The 12615-nt window shown below is 52.9% G+C and carries 11 protein-coding genes; 8 read left to right on the forward strand and 3 right to left on the reverse strand.

From position 1 onward, the window contains the following. Positions 1–19 precede the first annotated feature (19 nt). The 6 genes from clpX to IP581_RS05175 all read left to right on the forward strand — a co-directional run bounded on the left by clpX (position 20) and on the right by IP581_RS05175 (position 7436). Positions 20–1294, forward strand: a complete 1275-nt coding sequence (gene clpX, locus IP581_RS05150) for an ATP-dependent protease ATP-binding subunit ClpX (RefSeq protein ID WP_007373539.1) — start codon at positions 20–22, stop codon at positions 1292–1294. Positions 1295–1477: 183 nt separating this feature from the next. Further along, positions 1478–3832, forward strand: a complete 2355-nt coding sequence (gene lon / locus IP581_RS05155; RefSeq protein ID WP_086873258.1) for an endopeptidase La — start codon at positions 1478–1480, stop codon at positions 3830–3832. A gap of 210 nt (positions 3833–4042) precedes the next feature. Then, positions 4043–4315 (forward strand): nucleoid-associated protein HU-beta, encoded by a 273-nt coding sequence (gene hupB, locus IP581_RS05160; RefSeq protein WP_017458889.1) that lies wholly within the window; start codon positions 4043–4045, stop codon positions 4313–4315. Between the two features lie 209 nt (positions 4316–4524). Then, positions 4525–6402 carry a peptidylprolyl isomerase gene (ppiD, locus tag IP581_RS05165; protein WP_086873259.1) on the forward strand — a complete coding sequence of 626 codons (1878 nt, stop codon included), beginning with the start codon at positions 4525–4527 and terminating at the stop codon, positions 6400–6402. A 150-nt stretch (positions 6403–6552) separates the two neighbouring features. Further along, positions 6553–6933: a helix-hairpin-helix domain-containing protein gene (locus IP581_RS05170; RefSeq protein WP_193821903.1), complete on the forward strand. Its 381-nt coding sequence runs from the start codon at positions 6553–6555 to the stop codon at positions 6931–6933. 95 nt (positions 6934–7028) lie between these two features. Further along, positions 7029–7436 carry a YbgC/FadM family acyl-CoA thioesterase gene (locus IP581_RS05175; protein WP_020456774.1) on the forward strand — a complete coding sequence of 136 codons (408 nt, stop codon included), beginning with the start codon at positions 7029–7031 and terminating at the stop codon, positions 7434–7436. Between the two features lie 96 nt (positions 7437–7532). Here IP581_RS05175 and queC read toward each other — a convergent pair whose 3' ends face one another. After that, positions 7533–8228 (reverse strand): 7-cyano-7-deazaguanine synthase QueC, encoded by a 696-nt coding sequence (gene queC / locus IP581_RS05180; protein ID WP_193821904.1) that lies wholly within the window; start codon positions 8226–8228, stop codon positions 7533–7535. A gap of 66 nt (positions 8229–8294) precedes the next feature. Then, complete coding sequence (locus IP581_RS05185) at positions 8295–9992, reverse strand: SgrR family transcriptional regulator (protein ID WP_193821905.1); 1698 nt, start codon at positions 9990–9992, stop codon at positions 8295–8297. Positions 9993–10102: 110 nt separating this feature from the next. On the opposite strand from IP581_RS05185, the gene cof reads away from it, so the two are divergent. Next, entirely contained in the window at positions 10103–10921 is an 819-nt protein-coding gene (cof, locus tag IP581_RS05190) for an HMP-PP phosphatase (RefSeq protein ID WP_193821906.1), read from the forward strand. Between the two features lie 42 nt (positions 10922–10963). Here the strand turns inward: cof and IP581_RS05195 are convergent, their stop codons facing one another. Then, positions 10964–12010 carry a PLP-dependent cysteine synthase family protein gene (locus IP581_RS05195; protein WP_097401423.1) on the reverse strand — a complete coding sequence of 349 codons (1047 nt, stop codon included), beginning with the start codon at positions 12008–12010 and terminating at the stop codon, positions 10964–10966. Between the two features lie 115 nt (positions 12011–12125). Between IP581_RS05195 and IP581_RS05200 the strand changes: the two genes are divergently transcribed. Next, positions 12126–12584, forward strand: coding sequence for an Lrp/AsnC family transcriptional regulator (locus IP581_RS05200; protein WP_017458897.1), 459 nt, complete (start codon positions 12126–12128; stop codon positions 12582–12584). The last annotated feature ends 31 nt before the right edge of the window (positions 12585–12615 follow it).

Here is a 12615-nt window from a genome sequence, read left to right on the forward strand (position 1 = left end):
AGATAAGAGGTTTTGACTCATGACAGATAAACGCAAAGATGGTTCGGGCAAACTGTTGTACTGCTCTTTTTGCGGCAAAAGCCAGCATGAAGTGCGTAAGCTGATCGCCGGGCCATCCGTGTATATCTGCGACGAATGTGTGGATCTGTGTAACGACATTATTCGCGAAGAGATTAAAGAAGTTGCGCCGCATCGCGAGCGCAGCGCGCTGCCGACTCCGCATGAAATTCGCCACCATCTTGATGATTATGTCATCGGTCAGGAGCAGGCGAAAAAAGTGCTGGCGGTCGCGGTATATAACCACTACAAACGTCTGCGTAATGGTGACACCAGCAACGGCGTTGAACTGGGCAAAAGTAACATCCTGCTTATCGGGCCGACGGGTTCCGGTAAAACGTTGCTGGCGGAAACGCTGGCGCGCCTGTTGGATGTCCCGTTCACCATGGCCGATGCCACGACGTTGACCGAAGCAGGTTACGTGGGTGAAGACGTAGAAAACATCATCCAGAAACTGCTGCAGAAGTGCGACTACGACGTGCAGAAAGCGCAGCGCGGGATTGTCTACATCGATGAAATCGACAAGATCTCCCGTAAGTCTGATAACCCGTCGATTACCCGTGACGTTTCCGGCGAAGGTGTACAGCAGGCGTTGCTGAAGCTGATCGAAGGTACTGTGGCTGCGGTTCCGCCGCAGGGTGGACGTAAGCATCCGCAGCAGGAGTTTTTGCAGGTTGATACCTCTAAAATCCTGTTTATCTGTGGTGGTGCGTTCGCAGGGCTGGATAAAGTGATTTCTCACCGTGTTGAAACCGGTTCTGGCATTGGTTTTGGCGCGACGGTGAAAGGAAAATCTGAAAAAGCCAACGAAGGCGAACTGCTGGCGCAGGTTGAACCGGAAGATTTGATTAAATTCGGTCTGATCCCTGAGTTTATCGGTCGTCTGCCGGTAGTAGCAACGCTGAGCGAATTGAGCGAAGAAGCGCTGATTCAGATTCTGAAAGAGCCTAAAAACGCCCTGACTAAGCAGTATCAGGCGCTGTTTAACCTGGAAGGCGTGGATCTCGAATTCCGCGACGAAGCGCTCGACGCTATCGCTAAGAAAGCCATGGTGCGCAAAACCGGCGCTCGTGGGCTGCGTTCTATCGTTGAAGCCGCGTTGCTTGACACCATGTATGATCTGCCATCACTTGAAGATGTCGAGAAAGTGGTGATTGATGAGTCGGTCATCGCGGGTCAAAGCAAACCCTTGCTGATTTATGGCAAGCCGGAAGCGCAGCAGGCATCTGGCGAATAATTAACCAAATCTTACAATCAGTTAATCGAAAAGGGGGGATTTTATCTCCCCTTTTATTTTTCCGTAAACACGGCGTTGAATGTGTGGGAAACATCCCCATATACTGCTTTACATGTTAATGGTGCGTGTTGCACAGTCACGTCACCTGATTACCTGGCGGACTTTAAACTAAGAGAGAGCTCTATGAATCCTGAGCGTTCTGAACGCATTGAAATCCCCGTATTGCCGTTGCGCGATGTGGTGGTTTATCCGCACATGGTCATTCCGTTATTTGTGGGACGGGAAAAATCTATCCGTTGTCTGGAAGCGGCCATGGACCATGATAAAAAAATCATGCTGGTTGCACAGAAGGAAGCCTCAACGGATGAGCCGGGTGTAAACGATCTTTTCACCGTCGGGACCGTGGCGTCTATATTGCAAATGTTGAAACTGCCTGATGGCACGGTAAAAGTGCTGGTCGAGGGGCTTCAGCGCGCGCGCATTACCACGCTTGCCGACGATGGTGAGCACTTCTCAGCGAAAGCAGAATACCTTGACTCGCCGGCGATTGATGAGCGCGAGCAGGAAGTGCTGGTGCGCACGGCGATCAGCCAGTTTGAAGGCTATATCAAGCTCAACAAAAAAATCCCGCCAGAAGTGCTGACGTCGCTCAATAGCATCGACGATCCTGCGCGTCTGGCTGACACCATCGCTGCACACATGCCGCTGAAACTGGCGGATAAGCAGTCTGTGCTGGAGATGTCCGACGTCAACGAACGTCTGGAATATCTGATGGCGATGATGGAGTCTGAAATCGATCTGCTGCAGGTTGAGAAGCGCATCCGCAATCGCGTGAAAAAGCAGATGGAGAAATCCCAGCGTGAGTACTATCTGAATGAACAGATGAAAGCCATTCAGAAAGAACTGGGTGAAATGGATGACGCGCCGGACGAAAACGAAGCGCTGAAGCGTAAAATCGACGCCGCGAAAATGCCGAAAGAGGCAAAAGAGAAAGCCGAATCTGAGCTGCAAAAGCTGAAAATGATGTCGCCGATGTCTGCGGAAGCAACCGTGGTGCGCGGCTATATCGAATGGATGGTGCAGGTTCCCTGGAACGCGCGTAGCAAGGTCAAAAAAGATCTTCGTCAGGCGCAGGAAATTCTGGATACCGACCACTACGGCCTCGAACGTGTTAAAGACCGTATTCTTGAGTATCTTGCGGTCCAAAGTCGTATGAACAAACTGAAAGGGCCGATTCTGTGTCTGGTGGGACCGCCGGGGGTAGGTAAAACCTCTCTGGGCCAATCCATTGCGAAGGCTACCGGGCGCAAATACATCCGCATGGCGCTGGGCGGCGTGCGCGATGAAGCGGAAATCCGCGGTCACCGCCGTACTTACATCGGCTCAATGCCGGGTAAATTGATTCAGAAGATGGCGAAAGTAGGCGTTAAAAACCCACTGTTCCTGCTTGATGAGATCGACAAAATGTCGTCCGATATGCGCGGCGATCCGGCTTCAGCTCTGCTGGAAGTCCTGGATCCGGAACAGAACGTGGCATTTAGCGATCACTATCTGGAAGTGGACTACGACCTCAGCGATGTGATGTTTGTCGCCACCTCCAACTCCATGAATATTCCGGCGCCGCTGCTGGATCGTATGGAAGTGATCCGTCTTTCTGGGTACACCGAAGACGAGAAACTGAACATTGCCAAGCGTCATCTACTGACCAAGCAAATTGAACGTAATGCGCTGAAACCTAATGAGTTGACGGTTGATGACAGTGCTATCATCGGCATCATCCGTTACTACACGCGTGAGGCGGGTGTGCGTGGTCTGGAGCGTGAAATTTCGAAATTATGCCGCAAAGCGGTGAAACAGCTGCTGCTGGATCCGTCTTTGAAGCATATCGAAATCAACGGTGAAAACCTGCATGACTACCTTGGCGTGCAGCGCTTTGATTACGGTCGTGCGGACGATGAAAACCGTGTGGGTCAGGTCACCGGTCTGGCATGGACGGAAGTGGGCGGCGACTTGCTGACCATTGAAACCGCCTGTGTCCCAGGTAAAGGTAAGCTGACTTACACAGGCTCGCTGGGTGAAGTGATGCAGGAGTCGATTCAGGCAGCGCTGACGGTAGTACGCGCCCGCGCTGAAAAACTCGGCATTAATGGCGATTTCTATGAGAAACGCGATATCCACGTTCACGTGCCGGAAGGTGCCACGCCGAAAGATGGCCCGAGCGCAGGTATCGCTATGTGCACCGCGCTGGTTTCTTGTCTGACCGGTAACCCGGTTCGTGCAGATGTGGCGATGACAGGGGAAATCACCCTGCGCGGCCAGGTTCTGCCGATTGGCGGTCTGAAGGAAAAACTGCTGGCGGCGCACCGTGGGGGCATTAAGACTGTTCTGATTCCTTACGAAAACAAGCGCGATCTGGAAGAGATTCCGGACAACGTTGTCGCCGATCTGGATATCCATCCGGTTAAGCGTATCGAAGAAGTTCTCAGCCTTGCGCTGCAGAATGAACCCTTTGGTATGCAAGTCGTAACGGCAAAATAGTGACCTTGCGCAAAGTGCGTTAATAAAAACAAGGCTGGTGAGTGATTTCGGACTTGCCAGCCTTTTTTTGTATAGCTAATTTAGATTGCTGGTTGGGTGTGTCATCATCAACTGGTGTTGTAAGGGCATGACAGGCCTGATATAACTGCTGCGCGGTCGCGCTGTGAAGGATTCAGGTGCGATATAAATTATAAAGAGAGGAAGAGTAGAGTGAATAAATCTCAACTGGTAGACAAGATTGCCGCAGATGCTGACATCTCTAAAGCTGCGGCTGGACGTGTGTTAGATGCTTTTATTGCTGCCGTTACTGATTCTTTGAAATCCGGGGACGACGTAGCGCTGGTAGGTTTTGGCTCTTTTGTTGTTAAAGAGCGTGCTGCCCGTACAGGCCGCAACCCTCAGACCGGCAAAGAAATCACCATTGCTGCGGCTAAAGTTCCTGGTTTCCGCGCAGGCAAAGCACTGAAAGACGCAGTAAACTGATCGCCTTCCCTTTGAAGGGATAGCGACAAACTACAAGGGCGCATCGCGAGATGTGCCTTTTTTATTTGTGCAAACGCACTTTCTGCGAGTTAATACGCGATGCGGGCTAACAATTGCCCCGTTTTCTTGTCAAAATACGCGTTTACACGCAGCGGGCAACTTGAGCTGCCTGAGATCTACAGTCACCTACAGCGGAGTGTTGTTACACCATGATGGACAATTTACGCGCGGCGGCAAATCACGTCGTGCTCAAGATCATTCTGGGTTTGATTATCGTGTCATTCATTTTGACTGGCGTAGGTAACTACCTGATTGGCGGTAACAATAATTACGCCGCAAAAGTTAATGGTCAGGAAATCGGCCGTTCACAGTTTGAAAATGCGGTGAATAGCGAGCGCAACCGCATGGCGCAACAGCTGGGCGATCAGTTCTCGGAACTGGCGGCCAACGAAAACTATATGAAATCTGTGCGTCAGCAAGTGCTCAACCGCTTAATTGATGAAGCGCTGCTGGACCAGTACGCAAAAAACCTGGGTCTCGGCATTAGCGATGATCAGGTGAAAAAAGCGATTTTCGCTACTCAGGCATTCCAGGCTAACGGTAAATTTGATAACAATCGCTTCAGCGCCATCGTAAACCAGATGGGGATGAGCACCGATCAATATGCACAGGCGCTGCGCAATCAGTTAACTTCTCAGCAATTGATTAATGCAGTTGCCGGTACGGATTTCATGCTCAAAGGCGAAACCGATGAACTGGCTGCGCTGGTCGCTCAACAGCGTGTTGTGCGCCAGGCGGTGATTGATGTCAACGCGCTGGCGGCGAAGCAGACCGCAAGCGATGAAGAAATTGCCAGCTACTACGATCAGAACAAGAGCCGCTTTACCTCGCCGGAGCAGTTCCGCGTAAGCTATATCAAGCTGGATGCGGCATCGATGCAGGAAACCGTCACCGACGAGCAAATCCAGGCTTATTACGATCAGCATCAGGATCAGTTCACTCAGCCACAGCGTAATCGCTACAGTATTATCCAGACCAAAACGGAAGATGAAGCAAAAGCGGTGCTGGACGAGCTGAAAAAAGGCGCAGACTTTGCCGCGCTGGCAAAAACGAAATCTGCGGACATCATTTCTGCGCGTAACGGCGGTGACATGGGCTGGCTTGAAGACGCCACCACGCCGGAAGAGCTGAAAAACGCTGGTCTGAAAGAGAAAGGCCAGTTGTCTGGCGTCATTAAATCTTCTGTGGGTTACCTGGTTGCTCGTCTGGATGATATCCAGCCAGCGCAGGTGAAACCGCTGAACGATGTGCGCGATGAACTGGCAGCGAAAGTGAAACAGGAAAAAGCGCTGGATGCATGGTACGCGCTGCAGCAGAAAGTGAGCGAAGCGGCGAGCAACGATAACGAATCGCTGGCGGGTGCTGAACAGGCTGCTGGTGCCAAAGCAGTACAGACTGGCTGGTTCAGTCGCGATAATCTGCCGGAAGAGCTGAATTTCAAACCGGTAAGCGATGCCATTTTCAATGGTGGTCTGGTAGGGCAGAACGGTACGCCGGGCAGCAACTCCGATATCATCACCGTTGATGGTGACCGCGCATTTGTGCTGCGTATCGCCGATCACAAAGCCGAAGCGATCAAACCGCTGGACGAAGTAAAAACCCAGGTCAGCGATATCGTGAAGCACAACAAAGCAGAGCAACAAGCAAAACTCGATGCGGATAAACTGCTGGGCGAGCTGAAAGCTGGTAAAGGTGATGATGCGCTGAAAGCGGCTGGCCTGAGCTTTGGTGCGGCGAAAACGCTGGCACGTACTGGCCAGGATCCAGTCAGTCAGGCGGCGTTTAATCTGCCGCTGCCAGCAAAAGATAAACCTTCCTTCGGCACTGCCAACGATCAGCAAGGTAATGTTGTTATCATGGCGCTGGATGAAGTGAAAGCCGGCACGATGCCGGATGCGCAGAAAAAAGCGATGGTGCAGGGCATCACGCAGAACAACGCGCAAATCGCTTTTGAAGCGTTGATGAGCAACTTGCGCAAAGAAGCCAAGATCAAACTGGGTGACATCGTCGCTGAGCCACAGCAATAAAAGGCTCGATGCATCTCGCAAAAAAAGAGTAATACGCTGCAAACCTTAAAGGCCGCTTTCGCGGCCTTTTCCATTTTAGAAGTTTGTGTTTTGTCTGCCTTCTTTGCTGTGGTTATTGTTGTCTGGCGTTGAAAACAAAGGAGAAACACAATGAAACATGGAATCAAAGCACTCTTAATTTCGCTGTCCCTCGCTTGCGCGACGCTGAGCCACAGTGTGCTGGCAGCACCTTCTGCTGCGGCTAAGCCACCGGCTGCGCAAAGTAAAAGCGATACCGCCACCTCAGCGCAAGCTAAAGCGCAGGATGCGGCGAAAAGCGCGGATGATGAAGGTGGTACCCGGGTGAGTATCAATAGCGCAACGGCAGAAGAGTTGTCGCGGGTTATGAATGGCGTAGGCATTAAGAAAGCCCAGGCGATTGTCAGCTACCGTGAAGAGTATGGCCCGTTTAAATCTGTAGACGATCTTAAGCAGGTGCCAGGCATAGGAGGGACGCTGGTTGAGCGTAATCTGTCGAATCTGAAACTGTAAGCCGCTTGCGTAGTCGCTAATCTTTGCCAGAATAAAGAGGTCATACCAGTATGACCTCTGTCTCTATAACTATAAACGGTAAAGGTTGAAGCGCTATGCAGACGCAAATCAAAGTTCGTGGTTTTCATCTTGATGTCTACCAACATGTGAATAATGCCCGCTATCTTGAGTTCCTTGAAGAGGCGCGCTGGGATGGGCTGGAAAACAACGAGAGCTTTAAATGGATGACCGCCAACAACATCGCTTTCGTGGTGGTCAATATTAATATCAACTATCGACGCCCGGCCGTATTGGGCGATGTGCTTACGGTAACCAGCCATGTGCAGCAGATTAATGGCAAAAGCGGTGTGCTGAGCCAGGCCGTGACATTGAACCCTGAAGGGCAAATGGTTGCTGATGCGCTGGTGACGTTCGTCTGTATCGATCTCAAAACGCAAAAAGCGCTGGCGCTGGAAGGTGAATTGAGAGAAAGGCTGGAGAAGATGATCCGCGAAGGCGATTAATTCATCATTTTCGTGTCGTTTCGTCGTTCAGATAAAGCAATGCCGCCATCGGCTAACGCCCGGTGGCGCTGACGCTCACCGGGCCGGGTATCGTGCTTACTTGAGCCCGGTTTTCTGTTTCATTGCCGCCGTCACGGCAGTTTTATCCGCCAGGTAATGCTGTAAACCGTTGGCGCGCAGGTTACAGGCCGCACAATGCCCACAGCCATCGCCTTTGATGCCGTTATAGCAAGTCAGCGTCTCGCTGCGCACCAGATCCAGCTTGCCCCAGTAATCCGCGAGCGCCCAGGTTTCGGCTTTATCAATCCACATCAGCGGCGTTTCGAAACGAATCTCTTTTGCCAGCCCCAGGTTGACCGCATGATTCAGCGCCTTAACAAACTCATCGCGGCAGTCGGGATAACCAGAAAAATCAGTTTCGCATACGCCGGTGATCACCGCTTCCGCCTGTACCTGATAGGCATACACGGCGGCCAGCGTCAGAAACAGAATATTACGTCCCGGCACGAAGGTGTTCGGAATGCCGGTCGCGTCGGGTTCATAATCCGGAACCGGGATGCTGTCGCGCGTCAGGCTACTCACCGCCAGTTCATTCAGCAGCGTTACATCCAGCACTTTATGCGCGCGTGCGCCCAGCGTTAGCGCCAGTTCTCGTGCCACATCGATTTCGGCGCGGTGACGCTGGCCATAATCAAAGGTTACGCAATGTACTTCATCGTACTGCTGCAACGCCTGAACCAGGCAGGTTGTGGAGTCTTGTCCGCCACTAAACACAACAACGGCACGTTTCATAATTCTTCCTGACAATGACAAATAAAGCGCTATGGTAGCGCGAGCGGCTGGCAGCGACCAGCTTCTTCACAGCGATGGGGCAGGGAGCCAGGCTTCTGCAAAATCAAACCAGCCGCGCGTATTTAACTGGATCCCTTCCACACCCGGTGGCGCACTAATGCGGTACTGATAATTAAACATCGGGGTGAGAATAGCTTTGTCCATCAAGTGATAAAAAACATCCTGTAGCGCGCGGTTGCGCTGCTGTTCGTCGGGCTGGCGCTGAACCGCATCCAGTGTGGTTTGTAGATGCGCAAATTGTTTAGTATTCAGCAGGTTTGGCCACAGCGGATCGCAGCGCAGCCACTGTTCCAGTGTACATTCTGGCGCTTCGCCGATCAGTCTGTCCCCCATCATCAAATCGGCGCTGGCGAGCTGATGACAACCTTCCCAGTTTTTGCCGTCATGGAAAATCACCGTCAGCTCACAGCCAAGCGTCTGCAAATGCCGCTTAAACTGTTCCGCCATGGTGTGTAATTCCACGGGCAAGTGGTAAACCAGCGTAAGTTTGCCAGGTAGCGAAACCTCTTCGGTAGGCCAGTCAGGCATGTGCCAGCCGGGTAGTAGCTCCCGGCTCGGTGTGATGAGATTCTCATCCAGCGGCAGCGTTTGTAGTAGCGAAGAGTGATGAATAATCTGCACCAGCCGGCGTAACTGGGCGTCATTCAACCGCGCACCCGGGCGCAAAGTAAGGTAGCAGAACCCCAGGCTGATACTGTTACTCACCGGCTGCAAGTGCTGCAACTCATCGGCCTCGCCAATGGCAATCTGCACCGGGTGCCGACAACTGGTGCCGAGACCTTGCTCAAAGAGTTGCGGGGTTATCCAGAATTCCACCGCTTTAAGCAGCGGGTGGCCCAGGTGGTAATAGTCATGGCTTTCCAGACGCACCAGCTCCCGGCTGAATGTCACCAGCCGAAAAGGGCCGGTACCCAGCATCGGGTGCTGCGGATGCGCCAGGCGGCTGCCGTAGCTGGCCAGCCTGTGCGCCAGCCAATAATCGGGGTGATGCAGCTTGAAGGTTAAACACCAGGGATGTGTTATGTCGATGCGCTCGACGCTGGCGAACAGCTTTTGCAGAGCGGGCAGCGTCAGCAGCATGTGCAGCCGCGCCTGTAACTGTTCAGCCGTCACGGCGTCGCCGTTATGCCAGTGCAGCGTTGCGTGCAAATGAAAACGCCAGCACAGCCCATCCGGGCTGATATCCCAGTGGTGCGCCAAATCGCCCTGCGGCTGAAAACTGCGCGCCACGAAACGTGTTAAGCCGCTAAAAATCTGTCCGGCTAAATGTTGCTCCGCACGGCCGGGAAGAAATCCCGGAACCAGTGGATCCAGCGGGCGATAATAGGGAATGCGCAGCGTCGGCGTTTCGTTTTGCCATAAGCCACCCAGAAAGGGATTCAGCAATGCGCGCAGATCGTCAGGATCGAGCTGCGCCAGTGCCAGCGCGTTCTGCTGTTGCCCGGCGTTTAACGCAAGCTCCAGCATTTCGCTGCGCAGGGATTCAGGTGTGACGAGAAAATGAAGCTCACCGCGCTTGCCGCGCCCGGATTGCGAGTGCCAGTTTAACCAACCCGCGTCCTGCATCTGGCGCAGTAGCGTGCGCATATGCCTCTCGCTGCAAAAACAGCGCGTCGCCAGTTCACGAATGCTGACGGATTGTGCCTCTCCGGCAGATGCCTGCCACAGACGCTGGTATTGATTAAGCCGATTCAGTTGTCGCATAAACCCGGAACAATAATTTTCATCTATTCACTATTACTTCCGTATATCCCACGCAATACTGGAATACAACACTGAACTTCACAATAACGCACTGCAAGCGGAGAAAAATCATGGCACGTCTGGCCGCTTTTGACATGGATGGCACCTTGTTAATGCCCGACCATCGTTTGGGCGACCAAACTTTAGCAACTCTCCGGCGCTTGCATGAGCGGGAGGTGACACTCGCTTTTGCGACCGGGCGGCATGCGCTGGAGATGCGCCGCATTCTTAGCGCTATCGCGATGGATGCTTTCTTGATCACTGGCAACGGTACGCGGATCCATTCTCGCGAAGGCGATGTGTTGTATCGCCAGGATCTCAACCCGGAAGTGGCCGATCTGGTGCTGCACAGTCGCTGGGAAACCGTTACCACTGTCCATGTTTTCAATGATTCGGGTTGGTTTACCGACAAAGCGCTGCCAGAGACGTTGCAGGCGCACCTTTACAGCGGGTTTACCTACCAGCTCACCGATCTTAAACGGCTGCCTGCGCACGACGTGACCAAAATCTGCTTTGTTGGCGATCACGACGATCTTTGCCGTTTGCGCATTCAGTTAAATGAGGTGCTGGGCGCACGCGCGCACTTGTGCTTCTCGGCGATGGACTGCCTGGAAATCCTGCCGGTGGGATGCAATAAAGGCTCGGCACTGGCGGTGCTCAGCACAAAGCTGGGTTATTCATTGCAGGATTGCATGGCATTTGGCGATGCGATGAATGACCGGGAGATGCTCGAAAGCGTCGGGAAGGGCATGATCATGGGCAACGCCATGCCGCAACTGCGTGCGGCGCTGCCCCATTTACCGGTAATTGGACACTGCCGGGATCAGGCGGTATCCCATTTTTTGACACACTGGCTGGACACACCCAATCTTCCTTATTCCCCCGAATGAAAAGATCTTTCCAGCAAGCCAGGCACCACTGCCTGGCTTTTTTTATGCCGTCAGTCGGGCGATTTCCGCTTTCCACGGTTCAATATCACCGAAATTCGCCGCGACCCATTGCGGATTGTAGTAGGTGTCCAGATAGCGTTCACCGCTGTCGCACAACAATGTGACGATAGAACCCTTACGGCCTTCTTCACGCATCCGCGCGGCGAGTTGCAACACGCCCCACATATTGGTGCCGGTGGATGCGCCCACTTTGCGCCCCAGTTGCGTTTCCAGCCATTGCGCAGTGGCAATGCTTGCCGCGTCAGGTACACGCAGCATCTCATCAACAACGTCGGCGATGAACGAGGGTTCCACACGCGGGCGGCCAATGCCTTCGATTTTACTGCCCACCGTGCTTCGCAAACCGGCGTCGCGATGTTGCCAGTAGTCGAGGAATACGGAGTTTTCAGGATCGACCACCAGCAACTGAGTGCCATAGCCCTGGCTGCGAATATAGCGGCCAATGGTGGCGGAAGTCCCGCCGGTGCCCGCGCTCATCACAATATAATCGGGTTGCGGGTGCGGTTCATTTTTCATTTGGCGGAAAATACTGTCGGCAATGTTGTTATTGCCGCGCCAGTCGGTTGCGCGCTCGGCAAAAGTGAACTGGTCCATATAGTGGCCGTTCAACGATTTCGCCAACCGTTCGGACTCGGCGTAAATCTCGCAGGCGCTATCGACAAAGTGGCAACGACCGCCGTAGAACTCAATCTGCTCAATCTTGCGTTTCGCCGTGCAGTGCGGCATGACGGCGATAAACGGTAAACCTAAAAGCCGGGCGAACCACGCTTCTGAAACCGCCGTGGAACCGGAGGAGGCTTCAATAATCGTGGTGCCCTCTTTGATCCAACCGTTGCATAAGCCGTAAAGAAACAGCGAGCGCGCCAGACGGTGCTTCAAGCTGCCGGTCGGATGAGTGCTTTCGTCTTTTAAATAGAGATTAATGCCTGCAAAACCCGGCAATGCCAGGCGGATCAAATGGGTATCTGCTGAGCGCTGCGCATCCGCATTGATTTCGTTGATAGCGTATTTAACCCAACTGCTATTCATGGTGATTATCCGTTTGTCATTTTGTGCCCAGTCTAGCGAAAGAGAAAGAAAAAAGGGTTGTCATTTCGCCTTTGTATTAGACTGTTAAGAGAAAATTTTTCTCCAGAGGTGCGAAGTGCTAGATAAAATTGACCGTAAACTGCTTTCGCTGTTGCAACAGGATTGTTCGCTCTCTTTGCAGGCGCTGGCAGATGCCGTTAATCTGACCACCACACCGTGCTGGAAACGTCTGAAACGGCTGGAAGATGACGGCATTTTACTCGGTCGGGTGGCGGTGCTGGATGCGGAAAAGCTGGGGTTAAATTTGACGGCGTTTGTGCTGATCAAAACCCAGCATCACAGCAGCGACTGGTACTGCCGTTTCGTTAACGAAGTCACGCAGATGCCGGAAGTGCTCGGTTTCTGGCGCATGGCGGGAGAATACGACTATCTTCTGCGTGTGCAGGTGGCAGATATGAAACGCTATGACGACTTTTACAAGAAGCTGGTGAACAGCGTTCCGGGCCTGTCAGATGTCACTTCTAGCTTCGCTATGGAACAGATAAAATACACCACGGCTTTGCCCATTGAATAACCCTCGCGGCAGTAATTCACTGCCGGAAAAT

Origin of the sequence: Kosakonia pseudosacchari (assembly GCF_015167415.1) — a bacterium.
Classification (GTDB): domain Bacteria; phylum Pseudomonadota; class Gammaproteobacteria; order Enterobacterales; family Enterobacteriaceae; genus Kosakonia; species Kosakonia pseudosacchari.